Origin of the sequence: Roseibium sp. (genome assembly GCF_965229775.1) — a bacterium.
Lineage (GTDB): Bacteria > Pseudomonadota > Alphaproteobacteria > Rhizobiales > Stappiaceae > Roseibium.
Map to the genome: position 1 here is coordinate 4,436,196 of NZ_OZ245929.1, position 21,958 is coordinate 4,458,153.

A 21,958-nucleotide genomic window follows, 5' to 3' on the forward strand; every position below is an offset into this window, starting at 1 on the left:
GATCTCCGGAAGAATCTCGCGGCGATCCGAACCAAGGGTGAGCATCCATGCTGGGCGTCGTTTTCACTGAGTTTATGGAGATGGTCGAAGACAAGTTTTCCTTCGACGTTGCCGATGAGATCATGGAACTGTCCGGTGTGGGAAGCGAGACCGGCTTCACCGCCGTGCAGGACTACGACCACAATGACATGGTCAAACTCGTCGCCGCCCTCCACAAGGTGACCGGCATTGATATCGATACACTGATCGTGGTTTTCGGCGAGCACCTGTTTGGGCGCTTTACCGTGACGCATGCGCACTTCTTCGAAAAAACGGATAGCAGCCTGGATTTCCTGCAGAAAATCGAGGAATACATTCACGTCGAGGTCAAGAAACTCTACCCGAATGCGGAGCTGCCGACCTTTCTGTGCGAACGGGTGGATGAGAACAAGCTGATCATGAACTACAGCTCCAAGCGTCCGTTCGGGGACCTGGCGCATGGGCTCATCCAGGGGTGCGGAGCGCATTTCAAGGAAAACCTGACGATTGAAAGGACGGATGAAAACGGTCCCATGAAGGTTCAATTCGTCATTAGCCGGGAGGCCTGATGAGCGAAAACCTCGAAGCATCCAAGTGGATCCGGCGGTTTGAGCGGGAACGCGCGGCCCGCAAGGAGGCCGAACGGCTTCTGGAGCGCAAGAGCAGTGAACTCTACGAGATCAACCAGACGCTCAAGGTAACCCTCTCGCAGCTGGAGCGACAGGTCCAGGAACGGACGGCGGAGTTACAGTCCGCCATGCTGGACGCCGTCTCGGCGAACGAGGCAAAGTCCCAGTTCCTTGCAAATATCAGTCACGAAATCCGCACCCCGATGAACGGTGTTATCGGCATGATCTCCCTGTTGCAGGAAACCGGGCTGTCGTCCGAACAGCAGCGCTATGCCGACGCCGTGCTTTCCTCCGGCGAAGCGCTGTTGACCATCATCAACGACATCCTCGATCTTTCGAAGCTGGAAGCCGGCCGCATCGACCTGGCCGAAGAGGTTTTTGATCTGCGAAGGGCAGTCGACGGCGTCATCGAAATCCTGACGCCCGTCGCACTCGCCAGCGGCACGGAACTGGCGTGTCATATTGCTCCGTCTGTGCCGTCCAGGGTCATCGGAGATCCCGGCCGGTTCCGGCAGATCCTGATGAACCTGATCGGAAACGCGATCAAGTTCACGACAAAGGGGGCTGTCGTTCTCAGGGTTTCACAGGCCGCGGCAGTCAAGGACCTGCGTTTCGAAGTGGAAGACACCGGCATCGGGATTGAATCCGACCGGCTGCCCAGGCTGTTCGACAAGTTCTTTCAGGTCGATCAAAGCAATTCGCGCCGTCACGGCGGAACCGGTCTGGGGCTGGCGATCTCCAGGCAGCTGGCCGAGTTGATGGGAGGCCGGATCGGGGTCGAGAGCAAATTCGGCGCCGGCAGCACCTTCTGGTTCCAGATACCGTTCCCGCCGGTTCACGCAGGTTCCGAAAAGAGCGGCCAGCCGACCCGGATGGATCGTGGCCGCATTGTTTGTTTCAGTGCGCTTGAACCCGTCGCCGGGGTATATGCCGAGACACTGGAAGACCTCGGTTTCACGGTTGATCATGCCCGGTCGGTACAACAGGTGCGGGAGCACCTGGCGACGCATAGCTACGAGGCTGTCTTGGCAAGTGCCGTGAGCAGCGCGCAACTCGATGACCTTCTCTCGTTGGAACCGGACCGGTCCGCGCCGGTTCTGTTGGCAACGACAACGGATGCCGCGCCGTCTCGGACGGCTTCAAACCTGGTGATCCTGCCCAAACCGCTCGCGCATGACAGCGTCGCCAGTGCGTTGATGCCGGACGCATTCGCTGAGAGGCTCGAAGAGCAGCGCGGAAGAGTTTCCGATCCCGGTGTTGCCGGCGAAGAGGCGTCAGGCGAACGTCCACTCAAGGTCCTGATCGTTGAAGACATCGTCACCAATCAGCTGGTCATGTCGGGCTACCTGAGCACATTGGGGCATGAGGCAGACATTGCAGCCGATGGCCGGCACGCGCTCGCAGCTGTTCAGGAAACCGGGTACGACCTCGTTTTCATGGACATGCAGATGCCCGACATGGACGGATTGGAGGCCACGCGCGAAATACGCAAGCTGGCCGGCGCGGCGTCGAAGGTTCCGATTGTCGCGATGACGGCAAATGCGATGGCGCAGGATGAGGAAAGCTGCATTCAGGCAGGCATGGACGGGTTCCTGTCGAAGCCCGTTCGCATTGACCAGATTCGCGCAACCCTTGCGCAATTCTCTTCGGCACCTTCAGACGACACCTGACCCTGGTGTCGAACCCGTTTGCCCTTTCGGTTGATGTTGGAAGTACGTCTGGACCTCAACGCAAGACAAAAACCGCGAGCGCTACAAGAAGGATCGCATTGACGGCGAAAACCGTGAGAGCAACCTTCCGGCGCAGGGAGGTCTTTCGAAAGAGGTCAGTCATAGGCGAACCTCTCTGACAGGATCCGGTCCGATGGTGTTCCGCGGTCGATCAGATGGTCTTCGACCGTGTCCATCATGCTGGACGGGCCACACAGGACGAACAGCCATTCTCTGATCTGGTCGGGCGACAGAATCCGGTCCAGCAGCGCGCCGTCGATCAGGCCGGTTTCTCCGGGCCAGTCCTCCGGTGGTTCCGAGAGAACGTAGTTTGCATCTTCGCCCGCCAGTTCTTCACGGAACAGGATCTGCTCCACCGTTCTGTTGCCATAGATCAGGCAGACCTCGCGCGGATCGTTCGCAAGACGCAATTCCCGCATAATTCCCAGGAGCGGCGCGACGCCGACGCCGCCGGCAACCAGTACGATACCGGGCTCCTGGCGGCCGTCGACAACGAGACTGCCATAAGGACCGTCAAGGTAGGCGCGTATTCCGGGCACCATGGTTTTCAAGGAGCGGGTGAAGTCTCCGAGTTCCTTGATCAAAAACGAGAGGCTAGCGCCGCTGGATGGTGCCGAACTTATGGAAAACGGGTTCTCGTACAGCGAAAACGGGCTGTGACCGATGTTCAGCCAGACGAATTGGCCGGCCTTGTAGCGCAGGCCGGCGTGCCCCACCGGATCAATGGTGACCTCCCATTGCCTCGCCGACTGCTGCGAAATGCGGCTGACCTGCCATGGCCGCTTTAAATCCCGCATCGGCGCGATCAGATATACATAGAGCAGCGATCCGGTCGCGAGCGCGGTCATCGCGACCCAGACCCAGAGGAGGGGTGTTTCCTCACTGTAGCGTCCGGCAAACACGGCATGGTGCAGCAGCAGGAGTGCAATCAGAAGCGCACCGACACCATGCATGAAACGCCATGTTTCATACTTGAAGTCCAGCTGCGTACGGCAGACCGAGAACAGCACCAATGCCGGCAGAAGCACAAATGCGCCAATCCCGGAGGCGAGCGCGGAAAAATCTTCGGTCAGGGTGATTTGCCGGGTCGGATCCCACGGGCGCGTCCCGCCTGACGGGGTTCCCTGGTACAGAAACGGATGCACGAGTGCAAAAAGCAGGGCGGTACGGGCAATGAGTTGATGAAAGCGCATGGTGACATCCATGCCGAAAATGTTTGCAACGCTCTTGAGGCGACCGGAGAGAACAAACTCGCAAAGCACGATCGAAAACGCGAGTATTCCCATCCCGGACGCAAGATCCTGATGGATCGGACGCGGCGGTCCGCCGAATACCACCGCCAGCATCAGCGGCAAGGTGGCGGCAAGGAGATAGAGCGAAACGAGAGCCAGCGCTTTCATGCGGCTTTTGTATCCGTTCCAAAGGTGTCCGCAAGGATCTAGATCAAGCCTGGTTTCACAACGGGACTGTGAGTTCAAGAACCTCAAATTGCCCGGCCGAAGTGCCGGCCGGCATGGAAGCCGGCCGCCAGCATTGTTGCCAGCACTCCCAGCAAAGGGCTGCTCTCAACCCGCGTATCCGAACGCCTGCGGCAGCCAGAGCACGAGCCCCGGGAACAGGATCAGTGCGGCCAGCGCCGCCAGCAATACGGCCAGAAACGGCCAGATTTCGCGGATGATTTCGTTGAGCGGGATGCGGGTGACCGCGTTTATGACGAACAGAAGGATGCCATAGGGCGGGGTGATCAAACCGATCATGCAGTTCACGACCGCCACGACACCGAAGTGAACAAGGTCGATGCCGAGTTCGCGGCATGTCGGTATGAACAGCGGAATGATCACCAGGATGATCGTGGTGGCATCCAGAACGCACCCCAGAAGCAAGAGCAGAACATTCACCATCACCAGGAAAGCCAGAGGGTGGATATCGAGCCCGACCAGCTGCGCCGCCAGTATCGTCGGAATGTTTTCCGAAGCGACGACATAGTTCAGGATCAGCGCGCCGCCGATCACGATGCCGACCGCCGCTGATGAACGCGCGCTTTCCACGAGGATCGTGTAAAGCGTGCCAAGCGACAGAGCGCGATAGAACAGTCCCGCCAGGATGAGTGCATAAAAGGCGGCGACCGCAGCGGCTTCGGTCGGAGTCGTGACGCCGCCGTAAATGCCGTAGAGGAGGATCGCGGGCATCAGCAGTGCCGGGAAGGCGTTGACCGTCAGGCGGGGCAGCTCGACCAGGGGTACCGCGGGTTCCAGTGCGAAATTCCGGCGATGCGACAGCCAGATGTTGAGCCCCATCAGGACCGCTCCCATCAAAAGGCCCGGAACAATTCCGCCCAGGAACAGGTAACCGATCGAGGTGTTGGAAACGAGCGCGTAGAGCACCATCGGGATCGACGGCGGGATGATCGGCCCGATGGTGGCAGAGGCGGCGGTGATCGCGGCGGCATAGCCGCGCGTGTAGTGGCCGCTTTTGGTCATCATCTCGATGATGATCTTGCCGATCCCCGCCGCATCGGCCACGGCCGAGCCAGACATTCCCGAAAAGATCAGGGACGCCACGATGTTCACGTGGCCCAGCCCCCCGCGGAAGCGGCCGACAAGGGCGATGCAGAACTGCAGGAGCCGGTCGCTGATCGTGCCAGCATTCATGATGTTCGCGGCGACGATGAACAGGGGAACAGCCAGGAGCACGAAGCTGGAATACAGCCCGTCCATGAGCACCTTACCGGCCAGGCCGATGTCCTGTCCTGCAGCAAACAGATAGACGAGCGAGGAGATCAGGATGGCGTAGGCAATCGGTGCGCCCATGCCCGCCAGAAGAAACAGCGTTCCAAGGCACAGCAGAAACTGGACACTCATTCGCCCGGCCTCGGGTCTTCATGGCCCGGCGTTTCCGGTACGCCATACCGGAAGGCCTGCCACACGATCCAGAAATAGCGCACGGAGACAGCGCCGAGAAACAGCATGTAGACCACGTAAAGGTCGCGCATCCTGATCCAGTCGCCAAACAGGGAAGAGAGGGTCGCGGTCTTCTTCAGCCTGAGAATGTGGAACTTGGCCCAGGTGGGCTCGATCGAAACCGCAAGGCCGACGGCAATGCACAGACCGAAGACAATCACGAAGATGCGCCGCGTATTCCGGCTGACCCGGCTGTAGAGGATGTCGAAACGCACATGGTCGCTCTCGCGGACCACGAAGGCATTGCCCCAGAAGACCAGCCAGAGCCACAGGACAAGACACAGCTCCAGTGTCCAGCCAAAGCGCGTCGGTTCGAGAAATGGAAGATATTCAGGCAGCCATTCCAGGCGCGCCGAGTAACGGATGAAAATCTGAAGGACGAAAGTCAGGAACATGACGGCCATCATGGCAGCCGCAAGGGCCTGGGCCGCGTGTTTCAGACCTGCTGCAAGCTGTTTCATGTGTGCCGTTCACCAATGTGGGCAAGGGCGGACCGCCACCCTTGCCCTGCTTGGGTCAGTTGCCCAGTGCGTTGATCTTGTCCAGAACACCATCGGGCCAGGAGGCCGCAAATTCCGAACCAACGTATTGAGACTGCACGTGTTCACGGAAGGCTTTCAGGTCCGGCTCGTAGATCGCAAGGCCCTGTTCCTCCAGATACGACACCAGATCGGCTTCCTTTTGCAGCTGTGCGTTGCGGCCGCTTTCAGCTGCTGCCGCCGCCGCAGCCTGGACTTTCGCCTGCTGTTCGGGCGTAAGCTTGTCCCAGACGGCCTTGGAGAACGCCACATAGTTCAGGTCCACCAGATGCGAGGTCAGTGCGATCTGGTTGGTAACCTCGAAGAATTTGGCATCCACGACAGTCGGCAGCGGGTTGTCCTGTCCATCGACCGAACCGGTCTGCAAGGCGGTATAGACTTCCGTGAAAGCCATGGGGGTCGGGTTTGCACCCAGAGCCTTGCCCAGGAACTGCCAGGCGTCTGTGCCCGGCATGCGCAGGTTCACGCCCGCCAGGTCGGCCGGAGTCTTGACCGTCAATTCATCCTTGGTCTGCCGCAGGTTTACATGGCGGCGGCCCAGATACATGACGGCTAGAAGTTTGATGCCGAGTTCGTCTTCGACCTTCTGCTTGAACGGATCCATGAGCGGATCGTTGAAGACTCGCACCTGGTGATCGGCATCCTGATGCACATAACCGGTCGCAAAGATGGAGAACTCGGGGAAATATTGCGCCAGTTCCTGGGCGGATGCGATTGACATTTCCAGGTCGCCGGAAGCGATAGCCTCAAGCTCCGAGTTCTGTTTGATCAGCGACGCGTTGTAGTGCGGTTCGTATGTCGCAAACTCCGCCACTTGAGGTGCGAACACCTCGGCCAGGGCCACCGACCGCTGGTCGGTTTCAGATGCCGGTGTCGACATCCGCAGCGTAACCTTGTCGTCCGCCACGGCGGACGCAGTCATCGCCAGCGCCGCCAGTGCGGCCAGGCCATTACGGAAAAAAGAAGATTTCATTTTACTTCCTCCTCTGTCATTGCGGTTCTCCCGCATTTTTCGTCAGACCCCGAGGGCCCGGCGTTTTGCGCTGTCCACGTGTGCATGCACAGCTTCAACCGTTTTCTTCACGTCGCGATTTTCGAGTGCACTGATGATCACCAGATGTTCGTTCATGACGGATTCCACCAGTTCCGGCAGCATGCGCGTGTCGGAGTTTCTGATCAGGCGGATCTTGATGGCATTGACCCGGTGAATATCGGAGATGATCCGATTGCCGAGGGCATCGATGACAAAATCATGGAAGGCCCAGTCCATGTGCTGGGCGTGCGACAGCAATTCCGGAGTCACACCCTGCTCGGCTGCCACAAGGGTTCTGCGATGTTCATCGGCGATGCGTTCGATATCGGCATCGGGAGCATTCCTGCAAAAGGCCGCGAAAGCCTCGCTCTCGATGATCCTGCGCAGCTGGAAGGCATTGCGGATCAGTTCCAGATCTATGCTGAGAACCTGGAGACCCCGCTTGGGCACGGTGCGGATCAGTCCGTCCGCCTCAAGCCGGGGGATCATCTCGCGTATCGCGCCCAGGGGCATCCCGGTGAGTTCGACAAGTTCCCGTTGGGACACGACCTTTCCCGGCTGAATGTCACGCGACAGGAGCTTTTCGGTGAAACTGGAATAGGCGTCATCGCGCAGGCGGCGTGCGGACCTGTTCATGCGGCCATGCCCTTTCCCTCCAGTGCCAGAAGTCCGGACTTCTGCTCCGCAGACAGGCCGGTCAGGGGCGCACGCACGTTCTCCCAGACAGCATCCTCCAAAGTGTCGGCCAGCAGCACTTTCAGGGCCGGGATGACGGGTAGGGCGACGATACGATCCACCGTTCGCGACAACATCGGATCCTCGGTGGAGGAGGAGAGCACATTGCAAAGCCGCTCGGGGTAGAGGTTGGCAACCCCCGTGATGGACCCGACACAGCCCATGGCAACGCCCTTGTGCAGCAGGCGTTCGTCGCCTAGCAAAACAGGCAGTGACTTGCTTTCCAGCAGGCGCACGGCGTTCGCCCAGTCGCCTGAACTGTCCTTGATAGCGATGATCCGATCCGGACTGTAGTCCTTGAGCCGCCGGGTAAGGGAGTACGAAACGCCTACGCCGGTAACCTGGGGAATGTTGTAGAGAATGATTCCGGCTTGCGGGGCGCTCAAAGCCAGGAGTTCGGCGAACCAAAGAAAGATCCCGTCGTCCCCGGCGTCGCCGAAGTAACAGGGCGGCGGGACCAGAAATCGTGTGATCCCGGCGCGCAGTCCCTCGTCGATCTGGGCCGCGACATCCGCTGCGGCCGATCCGTAGACCCCCAGTACGATCCTGCCGGAAGATAGGCCGGTGTCGAGCAGGGCGCTGATTCCCTCGTGCCGTTCGCCGGCAGCAATCGAAGCACCTTCGCCCGTGGTGCCAAACAGCGTGACGCCGGCAGCGCCCCGGTCGATCATGGAGGCCGCGTGACTGGCGAGCCGCGCACCGTCGATCGACCCGTCGGCTGCAAAGGGTGTCAACAGAGCTGTCAAAATGCCGAACTGTGCCATTGGTTTCCCTGAATTGAACCCTTCCATGATACATGACATTTTAACTATGTACAGTCTAACATGTTACACGAGGATTTTTTTTTTGGAGGGCTGCTATGCCGACTGTCATCTGCGCCGGTTTGATAGCGTTGGATGCTGTCTACGATCTGACCGCCTATCCGGAGGAAGGCAGCAAGGTCAGGGCAGGTGCCGCCAGGCTTGTTCCCGGAGGCGGCGCGATGATCGCAGCCACGGCAATAGCGCGCTTGGGCGGGACGGTCCGTCTTGCCGGTGCCGTCGGGGACGATCTGTTCGGCCGATATCTTCGCGGCCAGATGAACCTGCGCGGAATTGACGACACGCTGGTGCAAACCGTGCGGGGCGAGACAACGTCCCATTCGGCGGTATTCGTCACTGCGGGCGGAGAGCGCACCATTGTCAATCAGAGACCGGACCGGTTGCTCGACAGGAAACTGACGGGTGATGTCTCCGGCTTTGACGTCGTTCTGGCGGACACAAGGTGCTTCAATCTGGCTAGAGAATTGTTTGAAGCGGCAGGTCGGCAGGGAAGGCCGGCGGTTCTGGACGGGGAGGCGCCGCTGCCGCTTGACCTTCTGCCGGACGTCAGCCATCTCGCGCTTTCCGAACAAGGGCTGGCTGAATTTGGCGGCAGATCGCTCGCCGGGATCGCGTCACAATATGACTGCTGGGTGTGCGTGACACGAGGAGCCGCAGAGGTTGAGGTCCATGACGGCAGCCGGTTCGCTCCGCCGCACGTCACGCCACTGGATACCCTGGGAGCAGGCGATGTGTGGCATGGAGCCTTCACCTTTGCATTGGCGGACGGGTCTGATGAACCGGACGCGGTGAAGTTCGCGAACGCGGCGGCTGCACTGTTCGTCTCGCGAATTGGGGACGAGCGGTTTCCAACCCGCGAGGAGGTCGAGTGCAAACTCTGAAAAGCCGCTGTTCCCGATTGCGATCGCACCGGGCCACGGGAACGGTCCCCCAGTTCTTCAGGATGTTGCGTTGTGCTTCGGCCGGACACTTCTGGCGGTGCCGAGCACGATCAGAAGAAGGAGGACGGGAAAGAGTGCCAGCGGGCTTCCCGCCGCGACGAGGGCCGTGCCGGCGGCGCAGGAAATGGACGCTGCGGCCTCCGCGAGCGTCGAGGCCTTTGAAGCGACCTGCCGGCGCCGGAAGGTGGAGCGGCTGGCTTGCGCACGAAACCAGAGTTGAACCAGGATAGCGCTTGCTGCCGCGATCATTGCGCCGGTGAAGGTGACCACGGCACCCCAAGGCGAGATGAGCGCCATACAAAGCGCAATCGGCAGCAGGACCCCAGCGACAAGCGTCAGGACCGACAGCACCTTCGCCCACAGGCGCGTAAACGCGGAGACCGGTGCCGTTGCAATCAGATCGGGAGCATCCTCACCGGAGATGGTCAGCCAGGCAAGGCCACCGGCAAGCTGTCCGACGGCCATGACAACAACCGGCGCGACTATCACGGAGATCTCGGTTTTCTCGCCGAAACTGACCCAGAGCATGACGGCTGGCGGGATGAGATAGAGGACCTGCATCAGCGTCTGGGAAACCAGCCAGGGGTCGCGGGCAATCAGCGTGAGTTCCTTGTAAACGAGTGCGCCGAGAGGGGCGTAACCGCGAAACGCCCGTACAGATGCGCGTCCACGAGGGGTCTTATCCGTGACACCGAGCGCCGAAACGACAATGCGCCGGAATTGTACCGAGCCACGCCAGGCGCCCCCGGCAAACATCAGGACGGATGCTGCAAGGAGTACCAACACGGCACTGCTCTGTCCGGCGACCGCATGCGCGGGGAACCACCATAGGGAACCGGCAGCCGGCGCATGTCTTGCCAGGAAGGCCGGATCGAAAAGCGAGAAACGGGACATCGATCCGAAGGAAAGGATTGCGACAACCTGCATCCCGATCAGGAAGGCCGCGCCGACCACCGCTGCCAGGATTTGCGCCGTGAATCGTGTGCGTTGCGCACCGATCGTCCCGAACAGCGCGAGTGTGATCAGCACGCCCGCACCGATTGCGGTCAGCGACACGGCCAGGAGAACCGCATATCCCGCAAGCCAGCGCTCTCCGCCAAGCGCCACGGCAACATTCAGGAAGGGAGAGATGACCAGCGCCGACATGCTCCAGCTTGTCAAAGCCATCATGACGATGCGTACAAGAAAAAGATCACGGGACGGTGCAGGTGAGGAAAGGATCAGGTCGAGGTCATCCCGTGCATAGAACGCGCGCGTCACCGACTCCATCGCCTGCGACAGCATCATGGTGAAGCTGAGCACCACCGTCACCGACAGCATTGCCAGGGCGGTCTGATCGAGGACGAATTCGTCGGTCAAATGGGGAGACAGCACGGCATACGCGACCAGGTGCATGATCGCGTAGAACAGGCCCATGCCGATCAGTGCGCGCCGCAGGCTCGTGTTGCGCCAGCCTGAAAACATCCAGGCCCAGTCGCGCCAGGCGAGCCGCAACTCGTGACGCGAAAAGCGCATCAGGGCGGAAGATGCCGCCATCTGGTTCATGCCACTTTGTCGTGCGTCTGAGCGATGCCGTCGGCGCCGCCGCCCACGATCTTGAGGAAAATATCCTCCAGGGTATTTCCGTCGGCGCTTGCCCGTTCGCGCAGTTCGTCCAGCGTTCCTTCCGCGACGAGCTGTCCGCGCGCGATGATCCCGATCCGGTCAGCCATGCGCTCCGCGACTTCAAGGATATGCGTTGTCATGATGATCGACACGCCTTGCGCAACGAGGCCGGACAGCACCTTCTTCACCTGCCGCGCCGATCCGGCATCAAGCCCGGTGAGTGGCTCATCGAGAATGATCAGGCGCGGTTCATGGATCAGCGCACCTGCAAGCGCCACCTTCTGCCGCATACCCTTGGAGAAGCCGCCACAGCGTTCGCTCGAATGGGGGGCTAGTCCGAAGGAGTCCAGCAGAGCGTCGGCCCTGAAACGTGCGTGGTTCGGCTCCATGCTCCACAGGCCCGCCACGAATTCCAGATACTCCAGCGGTGTCAGCTTGTCGTATACCATGGGTTCGTCCGGGACCCAGGACAGGATCTGCTTGGCGGCTACCGGATCCGCAAAGGCGTCGATGCCGCAGATCTTGACGGAGCCCGCATCGGCCTCAAGCAAACCCGCAACCATCCGCAGCGTCGTGGTTTTGCCCGCGCCGTTCGGGCCCAGCAAGGCATAGAATTCGCCGCCACGAACCGTCAGCGAGAGATCGTCGACAGCAGGTTCGCTGAAACGCTTTCGGAGATTGAGAATATTGAGGGCGGCGGGGCTGGAGGACGGCATCTGTCTCTCGTCTAAGTGCGGTTTTGGGCAGACTAGCCGAGGGACCTTTCGCGAGGGTAAAGCCTGCTCCTGCACGGTGCCTTTAATAAGGACGTAGGAGAACAGAGTCGCGAAACACGCCGCCCTTGCCGGCGCGATGCGACTTGTTTCAATACCGGCCTCTGGATATCTGTCTCATGCTGGAAAACCGAAACCGAAGGCCGGATCATGAAAGATTTGCTCTTGGGAATTGATCTTGTTCCCGGCACCGTTGAGCGTATGGCCCCGCTTCGATCCATGACGTCAGTCATCGGCGAGAGCCTGGACGGTATTCAGATGGCTGCGGCCACGATGGATGGTTGGGCCGGTCTGGAACGCAGATCTGCGCGGGGTGTTTCTGGGGCTGGAGGCCGGAATGCAGACAGCCGATTTTGCGTGTGCAGTCTATGAGGGCGTCGCCCTGTCCGCCCGCCATGTCCTTTCCGCGCTTGAAGCCTCCGGCGATACGCGCGCGCCTTGTCTGACCTGCGTGGGTGGCGGCTTCAGGTCCGACATCTGGGGCCAGATCCGCAGTGATGTCCTCGACCGGCCGCTGCAGCGCCTTGCTCTCGCCGAAGCGGGCGTTGTCGGCGCTGCCTGTATTGCCTCCGTTGCCTCCGGCATGAACGAAACACTCGCCAAGGCGCATACGCCATTTTCAGGAACGGACCGGGGATGGGAACCCGATCCGAACCGTCGGGCGTTCTATGACGATCTTTTCGAAATCTATCTCGAGGCTCTGAAAACACTGGAAGGCCTCGGCAAACGTCTGAATGCCCTGCGCGCCTGAACGTGTCCCCGAACCGGTCTCCGAACCCGTCTACGTGCGAGCCATGCGCAACTGTTTTGGGGCGTCTGGCAAAAATGTTGACCGGGACGGCAGAACCGGGTGCTTTTGTGCTTGAATAGCGGAAATCGAACGAGAGTTGCATCAATGACCAAACGCCCGGAAGACCTTCGCTCAGCCCGCTGGTTCGCGCCTGATGACCTACGGTCCATGGGGCACCGGTCGCGCGCAATGCAGATGGGGCTCGACGGCACGGACTGGCAAGGCAAGCCTGTCATCGCGATCATCAACACCTGGTCGGATCTGTCCCCGTGCCATCACCATCTTCGCGATCGGGCGGAGTTCGTCAGGAAAGGTGTCTACCAGGCCGGCGGCATGCCGGTTGAAATGCCGGTGCACTCCTTTTCCGAGCAGTTCCTGAAGCCGACATCGATGCTTTATCGCAACATGGGGGCCATGGAAGTGGAGGAGACGCTGAGGGCGCACCCGATCGACGGTGTCGTGCTGATGGGCGGGTGCGACAAGTCCACACCTGCGCTGGTCATGGGCGCGCTCAGCATGGGGCTTCCGTTCCTGTTCATGCCCGCCGGCGCCATGCTGCGCGGGAATTATGCCGGCCGCAAGCTGGGCTCGGGTACGGATGTCTGGAAATACTGGGACGAGCGGCGCGCGGGCACCATCGGCAAGGAGGAATGGGACGGGGTTCAGGGCGGCATCGCCCGCAGCTACGGCACCTGCATGACCATGGGCACGGCCTCGACAATGATGTCGATTGCCGAGGCTTTCGGGCTGACACTCCCAGGCGCGTCCTCCATTCCGGCGCCGGACGCCGCGCACAAACGCATGGCCGCGGCCTGCGGACGCCGCGTTGTCGACATGGTCTGGGAGGATCTGACGCCCGACAGGATCGTGACGCGCGCTTCCGCGGCGAACGCCACGGCGGTTGCCATGGCGACAGGCTGCTCCACGAATGCAGTCATTCACCTGATCGCCATGGCGCGGCGCGCGGGTGTGGACTGGGGCCTCGACGATCTGGACCGCATCGGTCACGAGGTGCCGGTGATCGCCAACATCCGGCCGTCCGGCACCGAGTATCTCATGGAGGATTTCTACTATGCCGGCGGCCTGCCGGCCCTGATGAAGGAAATGAGCGAGAAACTGGATCTGTCGGCACTGACGGTGAACGGAAAAACGCTGGGTGAGAACATCGCGGCGGCCGAGAACCACAATCCCGACGTTATCCGGCCGCTCACGAACCCGGTCTATCACGAGGGTTCGCTTGCCGTTCTGCGCGGCAACCTCGCGCCCGATGGCGCTGTCATCAAACCGGCTGCCTGCGACCCGAAGTTTCACCGGCACAAAGGCCCGGCGATTGTCGCCGACAGCTATCCTGAACTGAAGCAGATCATCAACGACCCGGACTACCCGATGTCTCCCGATCACGTGCTGGTCCTGCGCAATGCGGGGCCTCAGGGTGGCCCGGGCATGCCGGAATGGGGCATGATCCCGATGCCGCAGGCGCTCCTGAAAAACGGGCACCGCGACATGGTGCGGCTTTCCGATGCCAGGATGTCCGGAACGTCCTACGGGGCCTGCATCCTGCATGTTGCGCCCGAAGCCTTCATCGGCGGCCCCCTGGCGCTAGTCGAAACCGGGGACTTCATCGAACTGGACGTGCCGAACAGAACGCTGCGTGTCGACCTGGACGACCACGTGCTCGCGGAGCGCAAGGCCCGGTGGTCAGCGCCGGAGCCCCGCTATGAACGTGGCTATGGCCACATGTTTTCAAAGCATGTCGAACAGGCCGACAAGGGCTGCGACTTCGATTTCCTGCGCACCGATTTCGGCAAACCGGTTGCGGAACCGGATATATTCTGACGGGAAGGGAGCACGGCCTTTGACGCCGGCGGTTCCAGAGTGTCCTGCGCGGGGAGCCGGAGCAGGTTTTCCCGGCTGATCAACACGTTGTTCCGCATCTGATCCTCGTCACCCGGTGCAAGTCGAATAGGGTGCACCAGGCGAGAAACACCCCCCAATCCGGAATGAAGAGATGATGGATCTGCTGGTCGCCTGGCAACGCTGGATTTACGAGGGGGTGCGAAGCTCGATCCTGGAGTTCGGCCAATCCGGCGATGTCTGGCTGCTTCCGGGGATGATCGGAACCGGGATCGTGTTCGGCGCGGTCCATGCGCTGACACCGGGCCATGGCAAGAGCATACTTGCTAGAGCATTTTCCGACCAATTTGGTTCATTTGATGAGGATATCCGGTTCACTCGGCCAGGCGGGTCACGAAGCTCGATGCGGTGCATCGTGCAAGTGGCACAACGCAGCCGATGGGCCGGATATCCTCACCGGTTGTGGAACGTATTCAAGCGACACACATCAAGATTGGCCGGGCCCCTTTTCGCTCTGGCAGCGTTGGTCCACCCTTGTGGTGGGAAACACCACGGCGGGCGAACCGTCTCGCCAGCGCGAAAAAGGGCCTCGGTCAAATGATCCAAATTGGTCGGAAAATGCTCTAGTTACGTCGCGGACTCGGAAAACGGGTTCATGCGGGCGCTGTCGATCTCCACGGTTCTGGCGGCGATGCATGTTGTCACTGCGGTTCTGATTGCCTTTTTCGCAGCACATCTGATGGAGCGGTCTTTTGTCGGCGGCGGACGTGCCCCGGCTCTGGAGTTCCTGAGCCGCGCCATACTGGTCGCGATCGGTTTGTGGTTGCTCGTTCGCGCCCTTCGCGCCAGACGGCGGGAAGGCCGTCACGAAGGAATAGGGGTCGCGTTGACGACCGGCCTGGTTCCGTGCCCATTGACCCTGTTCGTTGTCGTGGCGGCCTTGTCGCAGGGCGTTCCGGAAGCCGGGCTTGTCTTCGCCGGATCGATGGTGATCGGGATCGCGCTGACGCTCGGTCTGGTCGCCGTTGCTGCCGTGGTGGGGCGGCGGACCATATTGCAGACCGTTTCAGGCAAAGGAGACGCTGTCGCGATCGTATCCCGGTTGCTTGATGCTGCCGCAGGCCTGCTCATCGTGGTCTTCGCCAGTCGCGATCTGCTGCAGTGAAAATCTCGGCGAGAACGGGACGTTGCAATCGAAGCGCGAAACACCGGACTTTCAGGCCGCCTGCTGTAATACCCCGCAGCGGTGAACCTCCAGGCTGACATGCACGATGCCAAGATCTTCCGGGATGAGCGACTTGTAATGGCCCGGACTGCGCGGGGTGTCGCTGACAATCACGACTTCGGCCGCATACTGGCTTTGTCCGATTGACCAGACGTGAATATCCGCGATCCGGTCGGTGTCATCTGCGAGCAGGGCGCGGCGCAGTTTCTCGACCTTCGGCTCTTCCGCCTGCCAGTCCAGCAGCACCTTCGCCGACATGCGCAGCAGCCCCAGGGACCAGTGAGCCACCAGAACGGCGCCAACGATGCCCATGATCGGGTCCAGCCAGGCGGCTCCGGCAAATTTGCCTGCCAGCAACGCGATGATCGCGAGCAGGGATGTCAGTGCGTCGGCAAGGACGTGAAGGTAGGCTGCCCTCAGATTGTGGTCCTTGTGGAGTTCGGAGGCCGTCTCGCCCTCTTCGTGATGATTATGGTGGTGGTCATGATGATGATCATGGCCATGATCGTGCCCATGACCGTGATCATGCCCGTGATGATGGTGAGGGGTCGAAGCCAGCAGCCAGGCGCTCGCACCATTCACGGCAAGACCCAGAACAGCCACAAGGATTGCCTGGTCGAAGCTGATCGCAACCGGATTGAAAAGGCGCTCGACGCTCTCCACCGCCATCACGACGGCAAACCCGCCCAGGAGGATCGCACTGGCGAAGGCCGCCAGGCTGTTGACCTTGCCGGTTCCGAAGGAGAACCGCCGGTCGCTTGCATGCCGTCGGGCATAAACATAAGCGGCGACGCTGATCCCCAGAGCGGCCGCGTGACTGGCCATGTGAAGCCCGTCGGCGAGCAGCGCCATGGAGCCGTAATAAAGGCCGGCAACGATCTCCACGACCATGAAGACGGCGGTCACAAGCACGATGATCAGCGTCCGCCGTTCACCGGGGCGTGCCTTGTCCTGTCCGAAGACGTGGTCGTGCGTCCAGGATGACATGTCATGTGTGTGCATTTGAGTTCTCTCAGGGAAAACGTGGCGTCTGTCGGGAAGCCCGGTCAGGTCCGGGGCATTCTCCGCATCCCTAACACAAACACCGGCATTCTGTCCTCGAGAGCTCGAGGAAGGCGGGATTGGCACTGTGCGAAACCAGGTTTTGGAAGGAAAGGCGGCCCGACGGGTAAACGGTCCGCAGCATTCTTGCTCAGTTCATTGACGGCCTTTCGCGCCGGACCTCATGCACGTCTTCCAGGCCTCACTTGATCGCCGTCAGCGCCTGCTCGAAATCCGAGACAAGGTCGGCCTGGTGTTCAATGCCGACAGAGAGCCGAAGCAGGTTTTCCGGTACATTCGTGACGTCGCCCTCGATTGTGTGACGGTGCTCAACGAGGCTCTCCGTGCCGCCGAGCGACGTGGCGCGCTGGAAGACGTCGAGACTTCCGGCAACGCGGAGCGCAGCAGCTTTGCCGCCCTTGACCTGGACAGACAGGAGCGAGCCGAAACCGCCGGTCATTTGTGCCTTTGCAAGGTCATGATGCGGGTGGCCGGGAAGCCCGGGGTAACGGACGTCGTCGACATTGGGATGCGTCTTCAGAAATTTTGCCAGCGCCATCGCATTGGCGTTCATACGTTCAACCCGGAGCGCCAGCGTTCTGAGACCGCGCAGCAGCAGCCAGGCTTCGAACGAGCCGAGAATGGCGCCTGCTATCTGGCGTTCCTCGCAGATGAATGTCCACGCCTCGCTGTCGGCATCCCTGGTCGAAACGACACCGCCCAGAAGGTCAGAGTGGCCGTTGAGCGCCTTGGTCGCCGAGTGCATGACAAGATCCGCACCGAGCGCAAGCGGTTTCAGGATCAGGGGCGTTGCCGCCGTCGCATCGACGGCAAGCAGGGCATCGTGCGCCTTGCACAGCTTTGATATCCGGCCGATATCGGCGACTTTCAGATAAGGATTGCTCGGAACTTCCAGCCAGACCATGTCGGGCTTGGTGATCGAAATTTCGTCGTGAATGCTGTCGAAATTGCTGGCATCCGTTTCCACGAGGACGATGTCGTTACGCGCGCAGTGCTTGCGCAAAAACAGGGTCGTGCCCCAGTAGATGCCGGATTGGACCAGAAGCGTGCCGCCCGGCTTGATACTGCGGACGATGGCCGCAATTGCTGCCATTCCCGATGCAAACAGGCGGCTTTCCGCACCGTCCTCCAGCGCGGCAATCAGCTTTTCCGCCTTGATGTAGAGATCGTTGCTGTCGCGGCTGTAGATGTGCCCTGAGCGGATCGGTTCATAGTCTTCGTCGCGCACGAAGGTCGTGGCGGTCTGGATCGGCGGGACCACCGCTCCCGTCGCAGGATCGAATCCGCCGCCCGCGTGGGCGAGGAGACTGTCAGGATGTAGACCGGAATTCGGACGAGGTGACTTGGACATGTGACCTTGACGGGTTGCGATGCTGCCCGGGAGGCGACCGGCGTCAGCGTTTCAGGTGACGGGTGAGGCGGGCTTCGATCTTGTCCCAGACCCGGCGAAGCGTTTCCACGATGAGAAGATAGATGACCGCGGCCCAGATATAGGCCTGAAAGTCATAGGTGCGGGAATAGGCGCGCCGGGTTTCACCCATGATATCGTAGATCGTGATGATGGCCGCAATGGCCGATCCCTTGATCATGAGAATGATCTCGTTGCCATAGGGGCGCAGGGCCACCATGAGAGCCTGGGGCAGAATCACCTTGAAGAACGTGACGGGCCGCGTGAGACCCAGCGCGGCCGCGCCTTCCCACTGTCCGCGGGCAATGTTCTGGATCGCCCCGCGCAGGATTTCCGCCTGGTAGGCGGCCGTGTTCAGCGAAAATGCAAAGACGACGCAGTAGAACGCGTCCCGGAAGAACCACCAAAGACCGACGGATTGCAATTCGGGCCGGAAGGACCCGAACCCGTAATAGATGAGAAAGGTCTGTGCCAGCAGCGGTGTTCCGCGGAAGAAATAGACATAGGCATAGGCCGGCGCAGAGAAGATCCGCCACGATGACGACCTTGCCAGCGCAATCGGAATGGACAGCAGGGCTCCGAACAGCAGCGACAGGCCCACGATCTGCAGCGTGACCAGAAAACCTTCGACATATTTGGCGCCGTAGCGCTCAAGAAAGCTGTCGAATTCATGGGTTTCCAGACGCGCGTCCGCCCAGGTCACCCAGTCGGCGGGAAGATAGGGCCGAAGGGCCTCCAGGATCGGTTTTTCGAGGTTGCCGAGCAGATAGACGACCAGCGAGACGCCGGCGACGATCCACAGCGCCATGAGCACGTGACCGGCAATCCTGGCATTCGTCCAGGGAAGGGGGCGCGGAGGCGGCGGTTTCATTCCCGTTGTGGGATCAGGCGCGATCATCTTTGCACCTCACCGCGTTTGGACCAGCGCTCGATGCGCGTGAAGGCGGTTGAGGAAATCATCGCCAGGACAAGGTAGATCAGGCAGGCGAGGCCGAAAAACAGGAACGGTTCCTTCGTGACCCGCGCCGCGATACTGGTTTCGCGCAGGAGGTCCGAAAGGCCGATCGTCGAGACGAGGGCCGTGTCCTTCAGGAGGATCAGCCAGAGATTTCCGAGTGCGGGCAGGGCCAGCCGGATGAGCTGCGGCAGGATGATCAGCGCCATTGTCTGGAAGCGCGACAGCCCCAGCGCATAACCGCCTTCATATTGACCCTGCGGGATGCCCCGGAATGCCGACAAAAATGCTTCCGAGGCAAAAGAGGAAAACACCAGCGAGAGGGCGATCATGCCCGCGACGAAGGAATTGACCTCGATATAGATGTCGAAGCCCATGAGCTTCAGGAGCTGCTGCAATCCGATCTGGACGCCGAAAAAGACCAGGAAGAGGGTCAGGAGCTCCGGCAATCCGCGAAATATGGTCGTGTAGATATTGGCCGCCAGCTTGAGGCTCGGCTCGCTGGAATTCTTGGCGAGCGCAATCAGGAAACCGATGATCAGTCCAAAGGGCAGCGTGGCAAGCGAAAGTGAGACGGTGATCAGCACACCCTTGGCGATCGTGTCGCCCCAGCCATTTTCCCCGAAGGACAGCAGCGTCAAAGCTTCTTCCATAAGCCGGCGCTTCTTTCTTTTCTTGTCGTTGCTGGCCCGGCCACCCCTCTGGCCGGTATTGCGATTCATATCGCAAACGAAAGCGCGGCGCTTGTTCCGCGCCGCGCTCCCGTGGTCGTCAAAGGGCCGTCAAATCAGCCGCCATAAACGTCGAAGGTGAAGTACTTGTCGTTGATTTCCTTGTACTTGCCGTTCGCGAGGATGGCTTCGAGTGCCTGGTTGAACTTGTCCTTGAGCTCGCCGTCGTCCTTGCGGATGGCAATGCCCGCGCCTTCACCGTTGATGACCGGGTCCGGCGTCAGGGTGCCGAGGATCTTGCAGCAGGCGCCGTCTTCGGTTGCCAGCCAGTCGGAAAGGACCACGACATCGTCGATGACGGCGTCGATACGGCCGCTGGCAATGTCGAGCTTGTACTCATCCGGCGTCGGGTAAAGCTTGAGGTCGGCCGACCCCAGTTTTTCCTCGGCATAGTTCGAATGGGTGGTCGACGACTGGGCGCCGAGCGCTATGCCGCTCAGGTCCGCATCGGAGGTTCCGGCGATGCTGGAATCCTTCGGTACGGCGATCGCCGGCGGTGTGTTGTAGTATTTGTTCGTGAAGTCGACCTTCTGCTTGCGCTCGTCGGTGATCGACATGGACGCGATGATCGCGTCGTACTTGCCGGCTTGCAGGCCGGGAATGATTCCGTCCCAGTCGGAAGTGATGAATTCGCACTCGACCTTCATCTCTTCACAGAGCGCCTTGGCGATGTCGACGTCAAAACCGACGAGCTGACCGTCGGAGGTCAGAGAGTTGAATGGAGGGTAGGCGCCTTCAGTCCCGATACGGACCTTTGACCAGTCCTTCGCTTGAGCACCACCAACGGCAGCCAGAACAGCAACTGCGGCTGCAGCCATACGCAAAACACGCATTTTTACTTCCCCTAATATTTTGTCGCGGCGCAAGCGGGTTCTTCCCGCCTTTTTGCCCGAAGGCCCTATTCCATACACTTCCGTCTAAATTTCAAGCATGCCCAACAAAAAAACACATTGTAATTTGCGCTTTTTGCGCCTTCAGATTGTGTGCCGATGCGGAAGGCACCATCTGGCTGTGCCGATGGCGGCAGGATCGGAACCGCTTGTTGCCAATCTGCCGGTCTGTCCGGTTTTCGGCGCTTCCTGGCGCGGACGGATCAGACTTGTTCATCGAATTCATGAAATAGTTGAATTTGTTCGGGCCGGTCCGACCCTCTAGGGTCAGGACCCATTAATTTGGATGAATTGGTAGGGATGAATTTGTTCGGATACGAGACGCAAAGCTGCAGGAAACCGTCCGGTTTCCAAAGATTTGCAACGACGTTGCCGGGCTAATTCACCCTATCCCTCAGGGACGCAAAAACGGCTTCGGTCTGCTTCGTCAAACCGCTCAACCGGGCAGGAAGCCCGCTTGTCGCGTTTTTCCTCGCAACTCATCGCCGTTTGCTGCGCCAATTCAACCAAATTAATGGGTCCTGACCCTAAGCAGGTGTCACCCGCAACAGTGAACCTCGTGAACTGGCCGCATGGTGTCCGTTCCCGATCCATGGAGGCCCGAATGGCATCTTTCGAACTCTTTATCGGCAACAAGAACTATTCGTCCTGGTCGTTCCGGCCCTGGATCGCCCTTCGGCATAAGGACATTGCCTTTGAGGAGAAACTCGTTCCCTTCGATTTCGAAAACGGCAACCCGGAGTTTCGCGCCTTCTCGCCGAGCATGAAGGTACCGGTGCTGAAAGACGGTTCCCTGACGGTCTGGGACAGTTTGGCGATCCTGGAATATGCCGCCGAGTGTTTTCCGGATAAGGGCTTGTTGCCGCAGGACAAGGCAATGCGCGCACGGGCGCGTGCCGTCTCAGCGGAGATGCATTCCGGTTTTTCAGCGCTCAGAAACGCATGCCCGATGAACATGCGCCGTCAGGTGGAGGTGCTGGCCGTCGATGACGCCGTCAAGGCGGACGTCTCGCGGATCCTGGATATCTGGAACGAATGCCTGAGTGCCTCCGGCGGGCCGTTCCTGTTCGGCGATTTCACGATCGCCGATGCCATGTACGCCCCGGTTGTCAGCCGCTTTGCGACCTACACGCTCACGCAGGACCCGGTCTTTCAGCAATATCACGCGGCGCTCACCGGCACCGTGGCCTGGCAGGCCTGGGAGGCGGACGCGCTGAAAGAAACCTGGTACGTCGCGGTCGACGAAGTCTAGAAGACAG

At 60.4% G+C, this 21,958-nt stretch carries 19 protein-coding genes and 1 pseudogene; 7 read left to right on the forward strand and 13 right to left on the reverse strand.

Annotated elements, in window-relative coordinates; all coding sequences use genetic code 11:
- The first annotated feature begins 47 nt into the window (after positions 1-47).
- Positions 48-587 carry a heme NO-binding domain-containing protein gene (locus ACO07N_RS20005; protein WP_421982713.1) on the forward strand — a complete coding sequence of 180 codons (540 nt, stop codon included), beginning with the start codon at positions 48-50 and terminating at the stop codon, positions 585-587.
- Complete coding sequence (locus tag ACO07N_RS20010; protein ID WP_421982714.1) at positions 587-2,317, forward strand: ATP-binding protein; 1,731 nt, start codon at positions 587-589, stop codon at positions 2,315-2,317. The genes ACO07N_RS20005 and ACO07N_RS20010 overlap by 1 nt, the downstream gene beginning before the upstream one ends.
- A 155-nt stretch (positions 2,318-2,472) precedes the next feature.
- Here the strand turns inward: ACO07N_RS20010 and ACO07N_RS20015 are convergent, their stop codons facing one another.
- From ACO07N_RS20015 to ACO07N_RS20040, 6 genes are all read right to left on the reverse strand, one after another.
- On the reverse strand, positions 2,473-3,777 hold the full coding sequence (locus tag ACO07N_RS20015) for a ferric reductase-like transmembrane domain-containing protein (RefSeq protein WP_421982715.1): 1,305 nt from the start codon (positions 3,775-3,777) through the stop codon (positions 2,473-2,475).
- A gap of 165 nt (positions 3,778-3,942) precedes the next feature.
- Positions 3,943-5,238 (reverse strand): TRAP transporter large permease, encoded by a 1,296-nt coding sequence (locus tag ACO07N_RS20020; protein WP_421982716.1) that lies wholly within the window; start codon positions 5,236-5,238, stop codon positions 3,943-3,945.
- On the reverse strand, positions 5,235-5,798 hold the full coding sequence (locus tag ACO07N_RS20025; protein ID WP_421982717.1) for a TRAP transporter small permease subunit: 564 nt from the start codon (positions 5,796-5,798) through the stop codon (positions 5,235-5,237). Before ACO07N_RS20025 ends, ACO07N_RS20020 begins: the two co-directional genes overlap by 4 nt.
- A gap of 55 nt (positions 5,799-5,853) precedes the next feature.
- Entirely contained in the window at positions 5,854-6,849 is a 996-nt protein-coding gene (gene dctP / locus ACO07N_RS20030) for a TRAP transporter substrate-binding protein DctP (protein WP_421984462.1), read from the reverse strand.
- 42 nt (positions 6,850-6,891) lie between these two features.
- Positions 6,892-7,545 (reverse strand): GntR family transcriptional regulator, encoded by a 654-nt coding sequence (locus ACO07N_RS20035; RefSeq protein ID WP_421982718.1) that lies wholly within the window; start codon positions 7,543-7,545, stop codon positions 6,892-6,894.
- Positions 7,542-8,408: a dihydrodipicolinate synthase family protein gene (locus ACO07N_RS20040; protein ID WP_421982719.1), complete on the reverse strand. Its 867-nt coding sequence runs from the start codon at positions 8,406-8,408 to the stop codon at positions 7,542-7,544. Before ACO07N_RS20040 ends, ACO07N_RS20035 begins: the two co-directional genes overlap by 4 nt.
- Before the next feature lie 95 nt (positions 8,409-8,503).
- Between ACO07N_RS20040 and ACO07N_RS20045 the strand changes: the two genes are divergently transcribed.
- Positions 8,504-9,346, forward strand: a complete 843-nt coding sequence (locus tag ACO07N_RS20045; RefSeq protein ID WP_421982720.1) for a PfkB family carbohydrate kinase — start codon at positions 8,504-8,506, stop codon at positions 9,344-9,346.
- A gap of 57 nt (positions 9,347-9,403) precedes the next feature.
- Here the strand turns inward: ACO07N_RS20045 and ACO07N_RS20050 are convergent, their stop codons facing one another.
- Both ACO07N_RS20050 and ACO07N_RS20055 read right to left on the reverse strand, forming a co-directional pair.
- Positions 9,404-10,951: a permease gene (locus tag ACO07N_RS20050; protein WP_421982721.1), complete on the reverse strand. Its 1,548-nt coding sequence runs from the start codon at positions 10,949-10,951 to the stop codon at positions 9,404-9,406.
- A pseudogene (locus ACO07N_RS20055) lies at positions 10,948-11,664 on the reverse strand (ABC transporter ATP-binding protein); the annotation flags it as partial. The gene ACO07N_RS20050 and the pseudogene ACO07N_RS20055, both read right to left, overlap by 4 nt.
- 397 nt (positions 11,665-12,061) lie before the next feature.
- Between ACO07N_RS20055 and ACO07N_RS20060 the strand changes: the two are divergent.
- The 3 genes from ACO07N_RS20060 (at position 12,062) to ACO07N_RS20070 (ending at position 15,593) form a co-directional block, all read left to right on the forward strand.
- The gene (locus ACO07N_RS20060) at positions 12,062-12,535 is read left to right on the forward strand and encodes an FGGY-family carbohydrate kinase (RefSeq protein ID WP_421982722.1); all 474 of its coding nucleotides are present in this window, start codon (positions 12,062-12,064) and stop codon (positions 12,533-12,535) included.
- A 144-nt stretch (positions 12,536-12,679) separates the two neighbouring features.
- Positions 12,680-14,410, forward strand: coding sequence for an L-arabinonate dehydratase (gene araD, locus ACO07N_RS20065; protein WP_421982723.1), 1,731 nt, complete (start codon positions 12,680-12,682; stop codon positions 14,408-14,410).
- Positions 14,411-15,083: 673 nt separating this feature from the next.
- On the forward strand, positions 15,084-15,593 hold the full coding sequence (locus tag ACO07N_RS20070; RefSeq protein WP_421982724.1) for an ABC transporter permease: 510 nt from the start codon (positions 15,084-15,086) through the stop codon (positions 15,591-15,593).
- Between the two features lie 51 nt (positions 15,594-15,644).
- On the opposite strand, the gene dmeF is transcribed toward ACO07N_RS20070, so the two are convergent.
- The 5 genes from dmeF to ACO07N_RS20095 form a co-directional block, all read right to left on the reverse strand.
- Positions 15,645-16,655, reverse strand: a complete 1,011-nt coding sequence (gene dmeF, locus ACO07N_RS20075; protein ID WP_421982725.1) for a CDF family Co(II)/Ni(II) efflux transporter DmeF — start codon at positions 16,653-16,655, stop codon at positions 15,645-15,647.
- Between the two features lie 241 nt (positions 16,656-16,896).
- Positions 16,897-18,066 (reverse strand): trans-sulfuration enzyme family protein, encoded by a 1,170-nt coding sequence (locus ACO07N_RS20080; protein ID WP_421982726.1) that lies wholly within the window; start codon positions 18,064-18,066, stop codon positions 16,897-16,899.
- 43 nt (positions 18,067-18,109) lie between these two features.
- The gene (locus ACO07N_RS20085) at positions 18,110-19,021 is read right to left on the reverse strand and encodes an ABC transporter permease (protein WP_421982727.1); all 912 of its coding nucleotides are present in this window, start codon (positions 19,019-19,021) and stop codon (positions 18,110-18,112) included.
- Entirely contained in the window at positions 19,018-19,731 is a 714-nt protein-coding gene (locus ACO07N_RS20090) for an ABC transporter permease (RefSeq protein ID WP_421982728.1), read from the reverse strand. Before ACO07N_RS20090 ends, ACO07N_RS20085 begins: the two co-directional genes overlap by 4 nt.
- A 134-nt stretch (positions 19,732-19,865) precedes the next feature.
- The gene (locus ACO07N_RS20095) at positions 19,866-20,642 is read right to left on the reverse strand and encodes an ABC transporter substrate-binding protein (protein WP_421982729.1); all 777 of its coding nucleotides are present in this window, start codon (positions 20,640-20,642) and stop codon (positions 19,866-19,868) included.
- Positions 20,643-21,303: 661 nt separating this feature from the next.
- On the opposite strand from ACO07N_RS20095, the gene ACO07N_RS20100 reads away from it, so the two are divergent.
- Positions 21,304-21,951 (forward strand): glutathione S-transferase family protein, encoded by a 648-nt coding sequence (locus ACO07N_RS20100; RefSeq protein WP_421982730.1) that lies wholly within the window; start codon positions 21,304-21,306, stop codon positions 21,949-21,951.
- Positions 21,952-21,958: the final 7 nt, after the last annotated feature.

What these genes read in the sequence shown, in the direction of transcription:
- ACO07N_RS20045 (WP_421982720.1), top strand. Translation starts at nt 8,504, where the DNA reads ATGCCGACTGTCATCTGCGCCGGTTTGATAGCGTTGGATGCTGTCTAC.
- ACO07N_RS20010 (WP_421982714.1), top strand. Translation starts at nt 587, where the DNA reads ATGAGCGAAAACCTCGAAGCATCCAAGTGGATCCGGCGGTTTGAGCGG.
- ACO07N_RS20100 (WP_421982730.1), top strand. Translation starts at nt 21,304, where the DNA reads ATGGCATCTTTCGAACTCTTTATCGGCAACAAGAACTATTCGTCCTGG.
- ACO07N_RS20015 (WP_421982715.1), bottom strand. Translation starts at nt 3,777, where the DNA reads ATGAAAGCGCTGGCTCTCGTTTCGCTCTATCTCCTTGCCGCCACCTTG.
- ACO07N_RS20025 (WP_421982717.1), bottom strand. Translation starts at nt 5,798, where the DNA reads ATGAAACAGCTTGCAGCAGGTCTGAAACACGCGGCCCAGGCCCTTGCG.
- ACO07N_RS20060 (WP_421982722.1), top strand. Translation starts at nt 12,062, where the DNA reads ATGGTTGGGCCGGTCTGGAACGCAGATCTGCGCGGGGTGTTTCTGGGG.
- ACO07N_RS20020 (WP_421982716.1), bottom strand. Translation starts at nt 5,238, where the DNA reads ATGAGTGTCCAGTTTCTGCTGTGCCTTGGAACGCTGTTTCTTCTGGCG.
- araD (WP_421982723.1), top strand. Translation starts at nt 12,680, where the DNA reads ATGACCAAACGCCCGGAAGACCTTCGCTCAGCCCGCTGGTTCGCGCCT.
- ACO07N_RS20090 (WP_421982728.1), bottom strand. Translation starts at nt 19,731, where the DNA reads ATGGAAGAAGCTTTGACGCTGCTGTCCTTCGGGGAAAATGGCTGGGGC.
- dctP (WP_421984462.1), bottom strand. Translation starts at nt 6,849, where the DNA reads ATGAAATCTTCTTTTTTCCGTAATGGCCTGGCCGCACTGGCGGCGCTG.
- ACO07N_RS20035 (WP_421982718.1), bottom strand. Translation starts at nt 7,545, where the DNA reads ATGAACAGGTCCGCACGCCGCCTGCGCGATGACGCCTATTCCAGTTTC.
- ACO07N_RS20080 (WP_421982726.1), bottom strand. Translation starts at nt 18,066, where the DNA reads ATGTCCAAGTCACCTCGTCCGAATTCCGGTCTACATCCTGACAGTCTC.
- ACO07N_RS20050 (WP_421982721.1), bottom strand. Translation starts at nt 10,951, where the DNA reads ATGAACCAGATGGCGGCATCTTCCGCCCTGATGCGCTTTTCGCGTCAC.
- ACO07N_RS20095 (WP_421982729.1), bottom strand. Translation starts at nt 20,642, where the DNA reads ATGCGTGTTTTGCGTATGGCTGCAGCCGCAGTTGCTGTTCTGGCTGCC.
- ACO07N_RS20070 (WP_421982724.1), top strand. Translation starts at nt 15,084, where the DNA reads ATGCGGGCGCTGTCGATCTCCACGGTTCTGGCGGCGATGCATGTTGTC.
- dmeF (WP_421982725.1), bottom strand. Translation starts at nt 16,655, where the DNA reads ATGCACACACATGACATGTCATCCTGGACGCACGACCACGTCTTCGGA.
- ACO07N_RS20005 (WP_421982713.1), top strand. Translation starts at nt 48, where the DNA reads ATGCTGGGCGTCGTTTTCACTGAGTTTATGGAGATGGTCGAAGACAAG.
- ACO07N_RS20085 (WP_421982727.1), bottom strand. Translation starts at nt 19,021, where the DNA reads ATGATCGCGCCTGATCCCACAACGGGAATGAAACCGCCGCCTCCGCGC.
- ACO07N_RS20040 (WP_421982719.1), bottom strand. Translation starts at nt 8,408, where the DNA reads ATGGCACAGTTCGGCATTTTGACAGCTCTGTTGACACCCTTTGCAGCC.